Source organism: Levilactobacillus tongjiangensis (assembly GCF_003946345.1).
In the GTDB taxonomy this organism is placed as follows: domain Bacteria; phylum Bacillota; class Bacilli; order Lactobacillales; family Lactobacillaceae; genus Levilactobacillus; species Levilactobacillus tongjiangensis.
Genome location: NZ_RHNY01000001.1, coordinates 187,676 through 203,976, shown reverse-complemented (window position 1 = coordinate 203,976; position 16,301 = coordinate 187,676). Strand labels below are relative to the sequence as shown.

The window sequence follows — 16,301 nt, the reverse complement described above, 5'->3', positions numbered from 1 at the left end:
TTTACACCAATAAACTTACCCCATAAACGCCGTACTCCTTAAACTAATCCGCTTAGTAAATTCACATGCATTAATAACTATCCTCTTAGAGAAAAATAACAATATTGGTCTAATTTTGGTAGCTTTTGCTATCACCGCGTGTTAGAATGAACTTGTGAAGTTAGCCCTAGTCAACTAGCTTCCTCAACTTTTAAAGCGAAACCGATTTCCGCTGCACTTAAACACAGTGGATTATGGTTTCGCTTTTTTGATGTATATTTTCTTATTTTTCACCTGATAACTGTTTGTTACGAATTTTTTAATACGTTACACAGGAGTCGGCTAGCCGGCCAAAACATTCAGGGGTAACATGATAATTGTGGCCAATGCATTAATAGTGTAAAACACCCAAACAGCGCAGTGAACTGGGATAACATCCCCGTCACTGCGCTGTTTTTACTTATATTTAGTTGTGAAATGCTTGGCGCATCGCGGCCACATCTTTGGCTGGTGACGTGCTCCGGGTCAACAACGTGATGACCGCCACGCCGGCCGCACCGGTGGCGGCAACGGCGGCTAGCGAATCAACCGTAATCCCACCAATGGCCACGATTGGCACGTTCGCCTGAGCCACCAATTTCTCCAGCCCAGCCACGCCAATGACCGGATCAGCGTCGTCCTTGGACGTGGTTGGGAAAATCGGACCACTGCCTAAGTAATCCACGCCGGTCAACTGGTTCGCCGCAGCCACTTCAGCTGCCGTCGAGCAGGACAAGCCCACAAACATATTTTGCCCGGAGACTTCCTGAATCACCTGCTGAATTTTCTGGTCACTCTGGCCGACATGAATTCCGTCGGCGTGCAAGGCTAGCGCCATCTCCACGTCATCGTCCACGATAAACGGGACGCTGGCCGCGTGACACTGGTCGCGCAAATCCTTCCCCAACGCTAATCGTTGGTCGGGGGTCAATTGACTGTTGCCCTTGTCACGGAACTGAAAAGCCGTGATACCGGCAGCTAACATGGTTGCTAAGACTTTCCGCAGATCTTGATCGGGAACATCCTGACTACCGGCGACAAAGTAGGCCCGCAACAGGCCCGGTTCAAACGTAACTGACATTATTCGGCACCTCCCTGGCTATAAGCCCAATGATTCAATGGACCGTGGCCGTTACCAACGGCAATTGGGTTGGCAATCGCCGCCGTGACATAATCTTTACCAATGCGAATGGCCGATTCAAAGTCTTGGCCTTTCGCCAGTTCAGCCGTGATGCACGACGACAGCGTATCGCCAGTCCCGTGCGTCCGCACCGTAGCCACCCGGGGCGCCGTCAGCCAAAATGACCGACCGTCTGCCAGCAAGACAAAGTCACTGGCCTGGTCTGGTGTCGCCTCGTGACCACCTTTGATGACCACGTTTTTCGCTCCCATATTTTGCAAGGTAACCGCCGCATCTTCCATGGCTTGGTTGTCCTGAATGGTTCTTCCGGTCAGACGTTCCGCTTCCGGCAGATTAGGCGTTAACACGTCCGCCAGCGGCAACAGTTCATCGCGCACCGTTGCCACGGCATCATCGGCCAGTAACGCCGCCCCACCTTTAGCAATCATCACGGGATCGACCGTCAAGGGTCCAAAGTCATAGCGTTTCAAATTTTCCACAACGCCGTGCACGTGCGCAGCGTCCGCTAACATCCCCGTCTTGCAGGCGCGGATCTTCAAATCGGCCGCCAGCGAAGCGAACTGTTCGTCCACCAGCTTCTGCGGTAACGCCATGAAGTCCTGGACTCCCAGCGTATTCTGCGCGGTCACGGCAACGATTACGGCGGTACCGAAGACTTGCCGTTCCTGCATCGTCTTCAGGTCGGCCATCACGCCGGCCCCACCACCACTGTCGGTCCCCGCGATCGTTAACGTTTGTGGAAATTCATTTGCCATATTAACTCATCCCTTCTGATTCTTACTCGTAGGTCGCAATTGCCTCAATATCTGCGACCGTTGTCCTCTGTAAAGCATCTAATAATTTCACGATAAAACTCCCAGCACCCACGTCTGGCGACTGTTTGACTACTAATTGGCCAATCGCCGCGAAGACCAGGCAAGCCGTCTGTGCTGCTTCAAAACTGTCTTCTTCAATGGCACAGAACGCCGCCACAATACTGGATAACATATCGCCAGAGCCGACGTGGACCTGGAACAACGGCGTACCATTCAAGACCTTAGTCGTGCGGGTCCCATCGGTAATAATATCGGTCGGCCCGGATAAAATAACCACACACCCCTGCTTCTTGGCGCAGGCCTGCGCAATGGTCACCAGGTCACCGCTACCTTCGCCGGCATCAATACCTTTCGCCTGCCAATCAACGTCGGCCAACGCCGCAATCTCACCGGCATTCCCGCGAATGACATCCGGGTGAAAGTCGGCCAGTAAGCCCGTGGTGACGCGTTTCCGGTAATGAACGGCCCCCACCGCTACCGGATCGACCACCAACGGCCGCTTCTGTTGGTTCGCCAAGCGCCCAACCGTCCGAATTTGTTCGACCTGGGTCTGCGTAAACGCCCCCAGGTTCAGGCAAACGGCACTGGCCAAGCCAACCATTTCCTCGGCCTCACCCACTTCTTCAGACATGATCGGCGATGCGCCCAACGCGTTGATACCGTTAGCCACGTCCTGAACTGTGACGAAGTTGGAGATGTTAAAAACGATTGGATTCTGCTTCCGAAGCTCATTCAACAAGTCTACTTTCATAATGGTGAATCCCCCTATAGATTTTTCCAGAGTGAACCGGTCATGGTGAGACTGCAGCGGACATGTCGGTTGCGCCTGCCTAATCACAGTTAAATGGACACAGCGGCGATGACCACAGTAGTCCGACCACACCACACACCAGTGCTGGCGACGTTTTGCTTCAAGCACAACCGTAGCCGGAGGCTGGCAGGGTGGGTGACTGCTGTGTCGACGGTGTTACTTGGTGGTTTACCAAGTTACAGTGTGGGACGAGCTGGGAGACCCGCGGGTTGGGCGGGGCTGCCAGTCGAGGAAAAAGACCGCTTTTCGGCTTTTTCCGGTCCCCACAGCGGTCGCCCGCCCTGCCAGCTGGAGGCGACCAATTTAGCAACGAAACAAAGCGGGCCGCCAGCTCACGCGTGTGAACCGGCGGCCCGCTGTTCGGTGCCACGACACGTTCCCTCCGCAAGTCTGAACTTGACAGGTTCTAAGGGATCGCGGTCACCCGCGTCTCAGCCCAAACGTGGACACCCCTAGTGTTCTGGTTGATTTAAGTATAACAGGTTTCTGATTAACAGCAACGACACTCGGGTTAATGGGTAATCCGTTGTGCCGCTTCACCAACCACCCGCCACATCCGGTCGATCATCTTGTCGGACATAAATGGTTTCAAATAGAGTAACTGACTACCAGAACCGGCATGGTAACGGGTCTTTGGGCGCCGAGACAACGCTGCTCTGTCGGCCAACCGCGCGATGACCTGGGGCTTGCTGGAGAACTGTTTGACCGCCGCCAGAATCGCCACTGCGCGGTCCGCCGTTGGTTGGTACGGGCCCTTAGCAGAGGTCTCTTGCAAATGTTTCGTGGCAATGTCGGCCCACTCGGAGCGAATGGCCCCGGGTTCGATAACCACGGTGTGAATGTCCAATGGTTCCAGTTCCAAGCGTAACGCGTCAGAAAGGCCCTCTAAGGCAAACTTGGAAGCAACGTACCAACTAGCCAGCGGTTGGGCTATTTTGCCGTCAACCGAGGTAATATTGATAATGCGACCGGCATGTTGCTGCCGCATCATCGGCAGCACCGACTGGATCAACCGGGCCGCCCCAAATAAGTTCACGTCAAATTGGTCTTGCGCCTGTTCCAAGGGAACGTCTTCTAGCGCCCCCATCAGGCCGTAACCAGCGTTGTTGACCAGGATGTCCACCCGACCAGTCTCACTGACAATGCGGTCGACAACGTGTTCCACGCTGGCAGCGTCCGTGACATCTAACGGCAGTGTGGTAATCCCCAGGTCGTCCAGATCGTTCATCCGACTGACCCGCCGCGCCCCGGCGTAGACGATGACCCCGTTGCGGTGCAGACTGCGAGCAATGGCGTTACCGATTCCGGATGACGCACCAGTGACTAATGCAACTTTTCGTTGTGACATATGATTACCTCCTAATTTGACGGAATGACCAACTGTTTACGTTTATTATAGAATCCCCGGTATGCCAGGTAACAGGCCAAAACCGACCCAATACTGGTGGCTGACATCAACATGAAGACCACCATGATCTGATACTTGATAGCATGTACCGGGTCAACTCCAGCGAAAATCAACCCGGACATCATCCCCGGCAGACTCACGATTCCCATGGTCTTGGCGGAGTCAATCGTCGGCTGCATTCCCGTCTTAATGGAATCCCGCACGATGTCGCGTGACGCGTCCTTCAAGTCGGCGCCCAACGCCAATTTTTCCGTGACCGCCTGTCGCTCCAAGCGGAACTGCGAGTTGAGGTTGCGGTAACACAGACCAATGGCGACCATTGAGTTTGACGCAATCATCCCGGAAATGGGAATCATCTGCGACGGAATGAATTTGATAGCGCCGGACCACATCAGTACCCCCAGCGTCACGGCCGTGCTGGCCAGAATGGCGCCAATCGAAATTGGTAGTGCGTGTGGAATCCCATTGCTGCGCTGTTTAGCATTATAGCTGGCGTTAAAAATAATGATTAAAATCAGCGTGCTGGTCAGCCAAACGTTATCAACTTTGAAGACGTACTTCAACAGATACCCGACGATAAAGAGCTGCACGATGGCCCGCACCACGCCGATGATCATGTCACGGTCAATGCCTAATTTTTCTTTCCAACCGATGATGAGAGCGATGACCACCAGGCCCAGCGCCAGCATCAACGACTGATTATTGACTGCTAAATTCATTGGGCACCTCCCGCCACGATGCGGCCATTCTCAACCATCACTAACCGTTGCGCGTCGTCGATTTCCGACTGGTCGTGGGTGATGGCAATAATCGTTAGCTTATCTTCCTGATTAAAGTGCCGAATCATCTGCCAGACAAACGACTTATTTTCCGCGTCCAGCCCAGCCGTCACCTCATCCAAAATCAAGACTTCCGGATAGATCATGACGTTACGAAGCAGCGCCACCCGTTGCCGCTGACCACCGGAAAGGTCGATCACCGGTTTATCCAGGTCGCTGGCCGCTAAACCAACGTATTCCAGGGCATCGATGGCCCGTTGCTGGTCAAACGGCAACTGCCGAATCTGGTACGGAAAACTCAGATTATCCCGTACCGTTTGTCCGAACAAAGTCGGCTGCTGCACGCTGTAGGAAACGCGCCGCCGATACGCGATCGGGTCGTAGCTTTCGATGGGCTGCCCGTCAAACGTCAGCTTCCCTGCAGTTTTGCTTAAAAGTGAGGCAATGATTCGCACCAGAGTCGACTTCCCCCCGCCGGATGGACCGGCGATGGTGACCCACTCCTGTGCCTCGATGTCGAGGTCGATGCCGTTCAGAATTTGTTCGTCACCCGAACGGTAGCTGACCCCTTTCAATGAAATCAAACTCAATTATGTTGCCTCCTCTGATTTTCCGTTAATTACTTTGGTTCAGTCTGGTTTAATTGGCCGCCTCCGGCCGCCAGGGGTGATACCCGCTGTGGGGACCGCCTGCGGCCTGTGGTGCGGTCCTCCGGCTCGACTTGAAACCGCGCCCAAACCGCGCGTTTCCAAGCTCGTCCCGTGCTCTAACCTCGGAAAATTCACCGAGCTAAGACCACCGACACAGCAGCCACCACCCCTGTCGCCCTCCGGCTACGTTAAGTGACTCATGGCAGTGGTGGCGAAAATTCATGGACAACCTATCCCTCTCTATGTAGTCGAAATAGTCGCACCAACCAAAACCATTTAACCCCACCACGCCAATCACTTGGGAACCAAGCTGGTGAATGGTCAGTGTCAGCCGAGAGGTCGCAGCAGATGGGCTCAAGCGCCTCGTTATTCTTAGTGCCAGTGGTTTTCTGGCAGTTAGAATAAGACCAAGTTTTAAGACTCACGGGTTGGGTGAGGCTTAAAATTGTGTCGGCACCGTTCCAGCCCATCTGCTGCGACCGGCAAGGCGCAACCACCACCAAACTAGCTAGATACCAATATTGTACCTAAATCGACGGGACTTGCCTATGGAAACGGCTCCATTTTTAGGAAAAACGCCCCAACCCCCAGGAAGCGACAAAGTTTGTTATACTATTCAAGACCGTAACTGTTCGGTAGCAATTGAAGACACTTAACTAATGCGTTATAAAATAGGAGAAAATATGGCAAATTTTGATTCACGGAATCACCGCGGCACCTACAGTGACCGCAACGACCGGCACGAACACAGCGACCGGCGGAACCACTTTGACCGTAACGACCGGGGCCACAACGGCTTTCGGCGCAATGACAACCAACACGACCGCGGATTTAACGACCGCCAACGTGAAGCCCGGGAAAACCCAGGCGTCCAGGTCGAAATTGGTCAACGTTTCCCACTGACCATCAAGCGAATGGGTATCAACGGCGAGGGTATCGGCTATTACAAGCGGATGGCCGTTTTTGTTCCCGGCGCCTTGACCAATGAAGAAGCCGTGGTTGAAGTCACCAGCGTGGCGACCCGCTTTCTCCGAGCTAAAGTTCACCGCATCCGTAAGGCCAGCCCTCACCGGGTCGATCCCCGTGACAGCTACGCCGACGAAGTGGGTGGCTTTGAGCTAGAACACTTAGACTACCCAGAACAATTGAAATTTAAACGTGACATCGTGGCACAGTCCCTGGAACGTTACCAACCAGAAGGGTACCGGCACTATGATCTGCGGCCAACGCTGGGGATGGCTGACCCTTATGGTTATCGGAATAAGGCTCAGTTCCAAGTCCGCCGCAACGTCGAGGGCCAGATTGAAGCTGGTTTATACGCCGAACGCAGCCACGACTTGGTTGACTTAGCCACCTGTTCCGTCCAAATGCCCGTCACCATGACGGTTATGCGGGCCGTCGTTGCCATGTTACAGGACCTGGACATGCCGATCTACGATGAAGAAGCCGGTTCCGGAATCGTTAAGACACTGGTCGTTCGGGCCGCTGCCAACACCGATGACGTGCAACTCGTCTTCATCACCAACTCGCAAAAGCTCCCCCGCAAGCGGGAACTGTTGGAACGCATTGCGAAGGAATTGCCACAGGTAACCTCCGTTATGCAAAACGTTAATCCCGGCAAGACGTCACTGGTCTGGGGCGACGATACCCGCCATTTAGCTGGCGAAGAAACCATTACTGAAAAGCTCGACGGATTGGCCTTCAAGCTATCCGCCCGGGCCTTTCTCCAACTGAACCCTTCCCAAATGGAAGTTCTGTATGCCGAAGCTAAGAAGGCCCTCAACCTCCAACCGGGTGAATCCGTGGTCGACGCCTACTCCGGTATCGGCACGATTGGGCTGACTCTGGCCGACGTAGCCGAAGAAGTTCGGGGGATGGATGTCATCCCCGAAGCCGTAGAGGACGCTAACGAAAACGCTGCAGCCAACGGTATTACCAACGCCCACTACGAAGTCGGGACCGCTGAGGAACTCCTGCCAAAATGGGTCATGACCGGTTTCCGACCGGATGCCATCGTGGTGGATCCCCCACGCACCGGCTTGGACGGCACGTTGATCGACACAATTCTCGGTGTCCGGCCAGATAAACTCGTTTACATTTCCTGCAACCCATCGACATTGGCTAAGGACTTGGTTGAATTGACCCACGATTATCAGGTCGATTACATCCAATCCGTGGACATGATGCCCCAGACGGCACGGTGCGAAGCAGTGGTCAAACTAAGTCGGCGTCAATAGATTAATAGGCAGGGGCCACTTTTCGTGTTAGACTTTTATTTAACGAATTAGGAACGAAATTTTTAGAAAGTTGGCAAATGACATGCAAGATCCTTTCAAGGGCTTAAACAACGATGATGATGATCAAAATAACCAAAATGGTGACGGCCCTCAAGGATTCCCCTTGCCGCCCAACTACGCGACAGTCGTCAATCCTGAAACGGGCAACATGCGAATCGCCAAGGTTGGCTTCTCGTGGACAATGTTTCTCTTCCCACCGTTCCCAACGATTTTCCGGGCCGACTGGTACAACCTCCTGTGTATCTTAGGGGTTGAACTGGGGGCAGCGATGCTCATGGTGATGTACATTCCGGCAACGCAACTGGCGCAGTTCACTGCGACGGTGTGGCCATTTATCCAAGGAATCGTTTGGGGAACGTTGTACAACATGATGTACTTCAAACACTTGTTTAATAAGGGCTTCGTCCCAGCAGATGAACGGTCGCGGGACCTTTTGGCCCGGGCACATTACTGGTCCACGCCCAAAGAATAATTTCGTAAAAATTAAAAAAGAGTGGGGGCAAAAGGCGGTTAGTCAATGAGCATTAACGTCGATAGACGACTAATCCTGGTCTTGGATTGTTTGTCTATCGGGGTTAAGCGGAATTGACTGCCTGTTGTCGCACGTTTCGACTATTTACGTTCGGAGCACAAAAAGGGTTTGAGACTTTTGTCCCAAACCCTTTTTCGTTCAGTCCTGCATGGCGTAAATTCAAAAACCAGGGTAAATAAAAATCGTCCTCTAAACTTTGACAGGCGAAGAGACGATTTTTGTTTACTTCAACTGTCAGCCGTCTTTAACGGCTTCTACATTGGCGCGGGCAGTCAGATGCCTGCGCCTTTGTTGGTGCCAGTATACCACCGATTCACCCAGATTTCTTCACACACCCCTTCATATAATCCCATCAATATTAATTTAGCTAAATACTGATACGGAGGCGTTTGTCGTCGTAAAACCCTTCAGACCTGTTACACTGAATCTCGTAGAGAGTTAATGACGGTTGGCAAATCTAATTATAAGGGACTGGTGCCCATGACTTGAATAGTCGAGGCGTTTCACCATACCGCATGAAAGGAGGTTGTCTTGTCTTGGTTCGCTGTTACCTTACTTGATACGCTAATGACCTTAATTTTACTAGTCTCGCTTTGTACCTTACTGGTACGTCGCGTGACGAAGTTGATCAAGGCCATGGGGGGATTACGTAACGCATGGCGCAAATTTAAAAACCAGGGTAAATAAAAATCGTCCTCTAAACTTTGACGAGCGGAAGAGACGATTTTTGTTTACTTTCAACTGTCAGCCGTCTTTAACGGCATCTACATTGGCGCGGGCAGGCTAATGCCTGCGCCTTTGTTGGTGCCAGTATACCACAGGTACCGCTAACTCTGGTAAAAATGACTCGATCACTTCCCTTTCGTTCTCGTTAAATTATCTTACCAAATGTCAGAATTCTTAAAGAATCCTGTATTTACGGGCCGACTGATTGTTCCGACTCACCAATTCTGGTATCTTAGGGAAAACACGCCGAACCATTTAAGGAGAATCTTATGCAAACGACTCGACGCGATAGCCCACTGAAGCGCTTTTTTAAAGGCGTCATCATTGCTTTGGGCTTCATTTTACCCGGTGTTTCTGGCGGTGTCTTAGCCGCCATTCTAGGAATTTACGAACGCCTGCTAGGCTTCATGGCACACTTTAGAGAAAATTTTAAACGTGACTTTTGGTATTTTGTCCCCGTCGGCCTAGGCGGAATTGTGGGTATCGCCCTCCTTTCGGCCCCGCTAGAATACCTACTAGCACACTGGCAGGTCATTGTCCTCTGGGGATTTGCGGGGGCCATCGTGGGAACGTTACCGGCCCTGACACAAACGGCCAGTTCTCAGACGGCTCGCGATGGGGCCGACTACGCCTGGTTCTGGGGAACCCTGCTGATTAGTGGCGGACTCCTTTACTTTATGAGTGACCTCTTTGGCACCCTGCCCGCCAATTTTGGAGGGTTCATGATTGCTGGGGCTCTGATTGCCCTGGGGGTACTTGTGCCGGGACTCAGCCCGTCCAACTTGTTACTGATTCTAGGACTTTTCACGCCCATGCTCACTGGATTTAAAAACTTCGATATCCTAGGCGTCTACTTGCCCATTGCCTTGGGAGGAATCCTGGCCATGGCCCTCTTTTCCAAGAGCATGGACTACTTGATTCACCGATTTCATTCCCGTGTATACCATTTCATTTTGGGAATTGTCACCGCCAGTACCATCTTAATTTTGGTGCCCAATAGTCACGCCGCTGAAAGTATTTCATACGCTGGTGCCACCTGGCAAACGTTGATTCTCAGCGCCATCGCTTTAGCGGTCGGCACTGCCTTAGGCTACTGGATGAGCCAGTTGGAAGAAAAATACAAATAAATCAACGACTCCGCAAAAAAGCAACTCTTTTTTGCGGAGTTATTTAGTATCAGGGCGAGCATCACTCTGCGTACATCATACGTATTTGAATAACACGTATGATGCGCGTATAATCCAAGCCAGCAGGAGCGATTCAGTGAAGATAACTGCTAAACAAGTCATTGACCGACTGTATCAGGAAGGTTATCAAGAGACCCATGTTCGTGGCGACCACCATCGTTTCGCCGATAAACAGGGGCATAAGGTTTCTGTCTCCTATACACACCTCAAGGATGTCATTTTTCCAACGACCTATCGTTATATCAAGCAACAAGCTGACTGGCACTAGTCTCTCTAGGAGGTCCCTCATGAAAAAGCAACGCTTAGTCGTTTATCCCGCAATTTTGATTCCTGATAAGCACAATTCAACCGCCTATACCGTCACGTTTCCCGATGTTCCCAGTGCCATCACGCAAGGCATCGGCTTGGCCCCTGCTTTAAAACGAGCAGAGGAAGTTCTCGGACTCATGCTTTACGATGAATCAGATCTACCCGAGCCAACACCATTTCAACAAGTCACGGTAACTGAGCCCCATGGCTTTGCCACCCTGGTCGTAACCGACCTAGAAGAAACCAAGCGACGGGTAACTAAGACTACCGTCAAGAAAAATACAACCATTCCAGCCAACCTAGCCGCACTAGCTGAGGAGCAACACCTTAATTTCAGTGCGCTACTGACTAACGCCTTGAAAAAAGAACTCGACCGCTAAGATAATAATTACCAAATAGTCATGCAATCCAAATATATTTACTAGTACCCTAAAAGGGGCCCGCAACAATAACGTTACGGGTCCCTAGTTTTTGCTTCAATTAACGCAAAACTTCTTAGTCTTGATCCGGTTTAAATGCCCGGGTAGCGGCAACGGCCTGTTGCCAACCAGCGTACAACCGATTCCGGTGGTCCTCTTCCATGTTCGGTGTGAAGAGCCGACCTGCCGTCCGAATCTCTTTGACTTCATCCAGACTATCCCAGAAGCCGACGGCCAAGCCCGCCGCAATGGCAGCTCCCATCGCCGTGGTCTCTTCATCGGCCGCCCGTTGAACTGGCGTGTTGATGATGTCAGCCTGGAACTGCATCAGATAGCGGTTCCGTGAGGCCCCACCATCGGCCATTAACTCGGAAATTTGAATCCCAGTATCCTGTTTCATCGTCCGTAAGACATCCCGGGTTTGATAGGCAATTGACTGTAGCGTTGCCTTTACAAAGTCTTCCCGGTTAGTCCCCCGCGTCAGGCCAAAGACGGCCCCCTTAGCATCGGGATCCCAGTAAGGTGCCCCCAACCCGTTAAAGGAAGGAACCACGTAAACTTCATCGTCATCCGTAGAGGCCATGGCCGCTTGCCGAGACTCCGGTACACTACTGATAATTTGCATGCTTTCGTGTAACCAAGCTAGCGCCGTCCCGGCTACCAGGATCGACCCTTCAAGCGCGTAGGTCACCTTACCATCTAACTTATAGGCAATCGTCGTCAACAGATTATGTTCGGACAATTGCGGTTCGTGGCCGGTGTTCATCATGACGAAAGCCCCATCCCCGTAAGTGTTCTTCACGGTACCGGGGTCCAAGGCCAGTTGGCCCAACAGTGCGGCTGATTGGTCACCAATAATCCCAGCAATTGGGACTTCCACACCATAGAATTGGAAGTTCTGGGTAACCCCATAGACTTCAGAACTGGACTTCACTTCGGGCAACATGGCCGCTGGAATGTTCAACCATTTTAGAATATCTTGGTCCCACTGGAGGTCGTGAATGTTAAATAACATGGTCCGACTGGCGTTACTGTAGTCGGTCACGTGAATCTTGCCGCCTGATAATTTCCAGGCCAGCCAACTGTCGACCGTCCCAAATAACAGCTCGCCATCTTCAGCCCGCTTCTGAGCACCCGGCACATGGTCCAGAATCCACCGCACCTTGGTAGCACTAAAATAAGCATCTACGACCAATCCGGTCTTTTGTTTAATGGCTTCGGCCCGGCCCTCGGCCACTAGCTGTTTAGCGAGACTAGACGTCTGCTTACTTTGCCAGCCAATGGCGTGATAGATGGGTTCACCGGTCACTTTATCCCAAACGATCGTGGTTTCCCGTTGACTACTGATACCGATTGCCTGAATATTTTCTGGATGGATCGAAGCATCGATCAGTGCACTAGCAATGACCGACAGGACGCTGTTCCAGATTTCATTCGCATCGGATTCGACCCAGCCCGCATGGGGATAATATTGGGGAACTTCCTTGTATCCTTCAATCACCTTGCGACCCGTGTGATCAAAAATGAGCGCCCGGGTGCTACTCGTGCCTTGGTCGATTGCTAAGAGATATTTCTCCGGTTGTTTGAGTGCCATATGTAAATCTCCCTCCAAGTCTTTGCTTCGCGAACGGAAGCGGTTCCAAACTTAATGCACTTATCATAGCACGCTCGCTGATGTTGCGGCCAGAATTTGTTTCGCCCCACCGGTGGTTTGTGAATTTCTTAAGGTTTACAGCGTCAGTCGCTGCCCGGCCAAAAAGGACTGGGCGAAGTCTTCTTCGGACTTAACTTGCTTGCCAAACTCATCGATCAACGCGTGAAATTCTTGGTAGTCCGCCAATTCCAGTGAGAATCGGGCCAAGACTTGTTTCTGAAACGCCGGATAAGTCTTCGGCATGGTCGCTCCCAGCCACGCAAATAATCGCCGTGCATAGGTGTCGACCATGAACGTCCCGTGGTCGAGAGTGTACATCAAAATATAATCAGCCGTTTCGTTGCCGATGCCAGTGATTCCCAGCAGGTCGTGCCGTAAGCTGGCCCCATCCCGCTGCTTGAGTGCGACCAGGTCATCAGCAGCCTGACCAAGCCAGTCGGCCAAGGCTAAAATCGCGGCCCCCTTCCGCTGGTAGAACCCACTGGTCTTGATTAGTGGTACCAACGTCTCGGGCGTGAGTTGGCGGATTTGTGCGGGATCAAAGCCCGTTTCCCGTTTCAAATTGATCAGGGACGGCTCAACGTTTCGCCAGTTGGTGTTTTGTACCAGGATGGCGCCCAGCATGATTTACACCGGAGTTTCGGCCCACGGGGTCCCTGGTTTGAGCCACGGTTGCGGCCCCATCTGCTTCGCCATTGTGCGGTACAATTCTTCAATCGTCATTCCAACCGTCCTCCTAAAATTAAGGTTACAAAAAGGAGCTGAGCAGACGGCTCAACCCCTATGTCTCGTGTGCCAGTAGAAAACAGCGACTACTTAGCTCACGCTTGTTGCTTGTTGAACTAGTTACGCTTGATAACCAATCGAATATCGGCGTCGCCTTCAGGGTTCAATTCTTCTTGATAATCAAAGTCAGCACTCTGGAAGTATTTCTTGATTTCATTGTTCAATTCATCGACCGAGCGTACATCTTGTTCCTGCCGCTTCAACAAAAGCGTGTATTCCTTAGAATCCTCATCGACGTTTTCAAAGCTGTATTCCAACGCTTCGGAATTCAAAATTTCTTGAATCACTTGCCGTTCTGTCATCATGTCTACCTCGCTTAAATTTATTAGTCTACTACCTTACTATAGAATTAAATCCTTAATTTGTTAACTATTTCATCATATCTATTTTCTCGGCTTCGTGACAAATAACCGTGGGAGTGGGTATACTAGTCGATAAATAGCACTGAAAGGAAGCGACGCTATGCGCCCACGAATTGCCTTACCCGCCGACACACTCGACGAAGCAACCAACATTATCAACGAACGAAACGCGGCCTTCGCGCCCCGTCCCGTCATCGAAGCCATCGTGAAGGCTGGCGGGCTTCCCGTCATTTTGCCTAGCGTGGACCCCGAAGACGTTGCCGACTACCTGCCCCTTTTTGACGGCATTGCCTTCCTTGGCGGTTTTGACGTCGATCCCACCTTTTTCGGTCAGGAACCTCACCTGCGTTTGGGCAAAACCTACCGGAAGCGCGACCTCTTTGAAATTGAATTACTTAAGCAATCAGTCGCTGCCAACAAGGCCATCCTGGGTATCTGCCGGGGCCTCCAGTTGATCAACGTCGGCTTGGGCGGTACCTTGTATCAAGATCTCAGTGAAGACCCAACTGCTGAAATCAAACACAGTCAGGCCGCAGCAGGCAACCAACCCAGCCACCACATCACCGTTGTGCCCGGCAGTACGCTGGCCAAACTGACTGGTGTCCGTCCCTACGTGAACTCCCGACACCACCAGGCTGTTAACCAAGTGGCGCCATCCCTGGCGATTACGGCGCAAGCAGACGACGAGGTCATTGAAGCCTTGGAGTCCAGAAACAGCGACCAAATTGTCGCTGTGCAGTGGCACCCTGAAAACATGTACAAACACCACGAAGAGTCACGGCAAATTTTTGAAAACTTTGTGAACCGAGCCGCCGCTCGGACCCCGGAAGTGTAAAATTAACGTAAAGGTCTTTTACTTCCCTCGTCATTCGGCTAAACTAGAAAATAGACTAATGAAGAGGTGAACGGTAGTGGCGAAAATGAAGGACTTCGGGCAACGGATGCGTTTTTTGACGTTCTCCATTTTACTTAATTCCGCCGCTAACGCCCTCACCATCTCGACCAATCTCGGGAGTGCGGTGTGGACCGGTTCATCTGTGAACCTGGCAAACTGGATTCACGTGCCCCTAGGAACAACCATGTTCGTTTACGGGGTCGTCATCACCTTGATGAACCAGCTGTTGCTTGGGCGATTCGACCGCAAACGGTTCGTCTCCAACATTCTCTACATCATCCCCTTCAGTTACCTGGTCGAATGGATCGGGTACTTCTGGAACTGGGTGGGTGTGGGCAAGTTGAACCTGACGGGCCGGGTCATCGTTGACATCATTGGGCTGATTGGCGTGGCCTTCGCCGTGTCCATCTACCAGCGCTGTAACGTCATCATGCATCCCAATGACGACGTGGCCTACATCCTGCGTTTCCGGTTCCTACACGGTTCCGCCGTCATCGCGCAGTGGGCCAGCTACGTCCCACCGGTCACCATTATTATTTTGTCCTACATCTTCACTGGTGAGCTAAACGCCATCGGTTTCGGGACAATTTGGGCGCTAGTCACTCAAGGTATTGTTATGGCTTGGGCGGACTACCACGTCTTTCCGTCTTTAAAACATCACGTGGATGTCTAATTTTAATTGTTAAGGAGGTTCGAGCCAACTGGCTCGAACCTTTTTTGATGGCTGTAACCATTCTACTCACAACGGCTAAACCTGGTATTGTAGATTGACCTAGTCTGACTTAAGCTAGCAATGGACAAACTTTTAACTAATCAATTCAGCTACGGAAAGGTCGGCTACTTATGAATTCATTTGTCACTTGGTTCTTCATCGCTTGGGGGATCCTCTTAATCTGGACCAACCTACGCCAACCACGTAAAGGCTGGCAAATTTGGGTCGGCATCTTATTTTTGTTATTCGCTCTGGGCATGAATATCACCACCCACCATAAGCAAGCCAATCCCTTACCAGCGGGTGTTTCCAGTGGTAAGGCGGTCGTTCAACTGGCACTTAAGCAATCCAAACTAAGTTATGAACCCAAGATTGCCACGCAATTTGGCAATACTGACCTAAACGATACCGACCAGGTAAAGGTCAAGGTTAACCCCCGGACCAAACGTTACGTCTTTAATTACAGATTTCATCAGAAGAAGATTCCAGTCTACGCCGTTTACAGCAAGGTCCCAGCTGGTGGTGCCAACGCCTATCTGATTCCCGTCAAAAAATCCAGTAAAATTGCCAGCATCATGACCGACAGCAAGACGGCTAGCCGGCAGATCAAAACTAAATCAACGAAAAATTACAGCTATGAGGACTTGACCACGTGGATGCCCACCAACGCTTTCACTGGTACCGACTTTCCCCATCAAAAGGATTCAGGCGATTACAGCATCGTCTACAAATAAATGACTCGGCAACACTTAAGCAACTACAAAATCAAAAATGGCCTGGAATAAGCTCCCAGGCCATTT

Annotated in this window: 17 protein-coding genes and 1 riboswitch; of the genes, 8 read left to right on the top strand and 9 right to left on the bottom strand. The window is 51.6% G+C overall.

What is annotated here, in order from left to right; genetic code table 11:
- Positions 1-445: 445 nt before the first annotated feature.
- The 6 genes from thiE to EKM75_RS00865 form a co-directional block, all read right to left on the bottom strand.
- Positions 446-1,099 carry a thiamine phosphate synthase gene (thiE, locus tag EKM75_RS00890; RefSeq protein WP_125691238.1) on the bottom strand — a complete coding sequence of 218 codons (654 nt, stop codon included), beginning with the start codon at positions 1,097-1,099 and terminating at the stop codon, positions 446-448.
- Entirely contained in the window at positions 1,099-1,914 is an 816-nt protein-coding gene (gene thiD, locus EKM75_RS00885) for a bifunctional hydroxymethylpyrimidine kinase/phosphomethylpyrimidine kinase (RefSeq protein WP_125691236.1), read from the bottom strand. The genes thiE and thiD overlap by 1 nt, the downstream gene beginning before the upstream one ends.
- 22 nt (positions 1,915-1,936) lie before the next feature.
- Positions 1,937-2,725, bottom strand: coding sequence for a hydroxyethylthiazole kinase (thiM, locus tag EKM75_RS00880; RefSeq protein WP_125691234.1), 789 nt, complete (start codon positions 2,723-2,725; stop codon positions 1,937-1,939).
- A 419-nt stretch (positions 2,726-3,144) separates the two neighbouring features.
- Positions 3,145-3,249, bottom strand: a riboswitch (TPP riboswitch).
- 47 nt (positions 3,250-3,296) lie between these two features.
- Positions 3,297-4,133: an oxidoreductase gene (locus EKM75_RS00875; protein WP_125691232.1), complete on the bottom strand. Its 837-nt coding sequence runs from the start codon at positions 4,131-4,133 to the stop codon at positions 3,297-3,299.
- 11 nt (positions 4,134-4,144) lie between these two features.
- A complete protein-coding gene (locus tag EKM75_RS00870; protein WP_125691230.1) occupies positions 4,145-4,912 on the bottom strand; it encodes an ABC transporter permease in 768 nt (255 codons plus the stop codon).
- Positions 4,909-5,562 carry an ABC transporter ATP-binding protein gene (locus EKM75_RS00865; protein ID WP_125691228.1) on the bottom strand — a complete coding sequence of 218 codons (654 nt, stop codon included), beginning with the start codon at positions 5,560-5,562 and terminating at the stop codon, positions 4,909-4,911. The genes EKM75_RS00870 and EKM75_RS00865 overlap by 4 nt, the downstream gene beginning before the upstream one ends.
- A 743-nt stretch (positions 5,563-6,305) precedes the next feature.
- Between EKM75_RS00865 and rlmD the strand changes: the two genes are divergently transcribed.
- From rlmD to EKM75_RS00840, 5 genes are all read left to right on the top strand, one after another.
- Positions 6,306-7,859, top strand: coding sequence for a 23S rRNA (uracil(1939)-C(5))-methyltransferase RlmD (gene rlmD / locus EKM75_RS00860; RefSeq protein ID WP_125691226.1), 1,554 nt, complete (start codon positions 6,306-6,308; stop codon positions 7,857-7,859).
- Between the two features lie 82 nt (positions 7,860-7,941).
- A complete protein-coding gene (locus tag EKM75_RS00855; protein WP_125683016.1) occupies positions 7,942-8,391 on the top strand; it encodes a hypothetical protein in 450 nt (149 codons plus the stop codon).
- A gap of 1,055 nt (positions 8,392-9,446) precedes the next feature.
- Complete coding sequence (locus EKM75_RS00850; protein ID WP_125691224.1) at positions 9,447-10,304, top strand: DUF368 domain-containing protein; 858 nt, start codon at positions 9,447-9,449, stop codon at positions 10,302-10,304.
- 136 nt (positions 10,305-10,440) lie between these two features.
- A complete protein-coding gene (locus EKM75_RS00845) occupies positions 10,441-10,632 on the top strand; it encodes a toxin HicA (RefSeq protein ID WP_125691222.1) in 192 nt (63 codons plus the stop codon).
- Between the two features lie 19 nt (positions 10,633-10,651).
- A complete protein-coding gene (locus EKM75_RS00840) occupies positions 10,652-11,053 on the top strand; it encodes a type II toxin-antitoxin system HicB family antitoxin (protein ID WP_125691220.1) in 402 nt (133 codons plus the stop codon).
- Between the two features lie 115 nt (positions 11,054-11,168).
- On the opposite strand, the gene glpK is transcribed toward EKM75_RS00840, so the two are convergent.
- The 3 genes from glpK to EKM75_RS00825 form a co-directional block, all read right to left on the bottom strand.
- Complete coding sequence (gene glpK, locus EKM75_RS00835) at positions 11,169-12,686, bottom strand: glycerol kinase GlpK (protein ID WP_125691218.1); 1,518 nt, start codon at positions 12,684-12,686, stop codon at positions 11,169-11,171.
- Between the two features lie 135 nt (positions 12,687-12,821).
- A complete protein-coding gene (locus EKM75_RS00830) occupies positions 12,822-13,370 on the bottom strand; it encodes an endonuclease III domain-containing protein (protein ID WP_225426616.1) in 549 nt (182 codons plus the stop codon).
- 218 nt (positions 13,371-13,588) lie between these two features.
- On the bottom strand, positions 13,589-13,834 hold the full coding sequence (locus EKM75_RS00825) for a hypothetical protein (RefSeq protein WP_125683000.1): 246 nt from the start codon (positions 13,832-13,834) through the stop codon (positions 13,589-13,591).
- 160 nt (positions 13,835-13,994) lie between these two features.
- On the opposite strand from EKM75_RS00825, the gene EKM75_RS00820 reads away from it, so the two are divergent.
- The 3 genes from EKM75_RS00820 to EKM75_RS00810 all read left to right on the top strand — a co-directional run bounded on the left by EKM75_RS00820 (position 13,995) and on the right by EKM75_RS00810 (position 16,235).
- On the top strand, positions 13,995-14,729 hold the full coding sequence (locus EKM75_RS00820) for a gamma-glutamyl-gamma-aminobutyrate hydrolase family protein (protein WP_125691216.1): 735 nt from the start codon (positions 13,995-13,997) through the stop codon (positions 14,727-14,729).
- Positions 14,730-14,805: 76 nt separating this feature from the next.
- Positions 14,806-15,462, top strand: a complete 657-nt coding sequence (locus EKM75_RS00815; protein ID WP_125691214.1) for a hypothetical protein — start codon at positions 14,806-14,808, stop codon at positions 15,460-15,462.
- 170 nt (positions 15,463-15,632) lie between these two features.
- A complete protein-coding gene (locus EKM75_RS00810) occupies positions 15,633-16,235 on the top strand; it encodes a hypothetical protein (RefSeq protein ID WP_125691212.1) in 603 nt (200 codons plus the stop codon).
- Positions 16,236-16,301 lie beyond the last annotated feature (66 nt).

Excerpts from the sequence above, each read along its gene's own strand:
- thiE (WP_125691238.1), bottom strand. The coding sequence starts at position 1,099 with ATGTCAGTTACGTTTGAACCGGGCCTGTTGCGGGCCTACTTTGTCGCC.
- thiD (WP_125691236.1), bottom strand. The coding sequence starts at position 1,914 with ATGGCAAATGAATTTCCACAAACGTTAACGATCGCGGGGACCGACAGT.
- thiM (WP_125691234.1), bottom strand. The coding sequence starts at position 2,725 with ATGAAAGTAGACTTGTTGAATGAGCTTCGGAAGCAGAATCCAATCGTT.
- EKM75_RS00875 (WP_125691232.1), bottom strand. The coding sequence starts at position 4,133 with ATGTCACAACGAAAAGTTGCATTAGTCACTGGTGCGTCATCCGGAATC.
- EKM75_RS00870 (WP_125691230.1), bottom strand. The coding sequence starts at position 4,912 with ATGAATTTAGCAGTCAATAATCAGTCGTTGATGCTGGCGCTGGGCCTG.
- rlmD (WP_125691226.1), top strand. The coding sequence starts at position 6,306 with ATGGCAAATTTTGATTCACGGAATCACCGCGGCACCTACAGTGACCGC.
- EKM75_RS00855 (WP_125683016.1), top strand. The coding sequence starts at position 7,942 with ATGCAAGATCCTTTCAAGGGCTTAAACAACGATGATGATGATCAAAAT.
- EKM75_RS00850 (WP_125691224.1), top strand. The coding sequence starts at position 9,447 with ATGCAAACGACTCGACGCGATAGCCCACTGAAGCGCTTTTTTAAAGGC.
- EKM75_RS00840 (WP_125691220.1), top strand. The coding sequence starts at position 10,652 with ATGAAAAAGCAACGCTTAGTCGTTTATCCCGCAATTTTGATTCCTGAT.
- glpK (WP_125691218.1), bottom strand. The coding sequence starts at position 12,686 with ATGGCACTCAAACAACCGGAGAAATATCTCTTAGCAATCGACCAAGGC.
- EKM75_RS00830 (WP_225426616.1), bottom strand. The coding sequence starts at position 13,370 with ATGCTGGGCGCCATCCTGGTACAAAACACCAACTGGCGAAACGTTGAG.
- EKM75_RS00825 (WP_125683000.1), bottom strand. The coding sequence starts at position 13,834 with ATGACAGAACGGCAAGTGATTCAAGAAATTTTGAATTCCGAAGCGTTG.
- EKM75_RS00820 (WP_125691216.1), top strand. The coding sequence starts at position 13,995 with ATGCGCCCACGAATTGCCTTACCCGCCGACACACTCGACGAAGCAACC.
- EKM75_RS00810 (WP_125691212.1), top strand. The coding sequence starts at position 15,633 with ATGAATTCATTTGTCACTTGGTTCTTCATCGCTTGGGGGATCCTCTTA.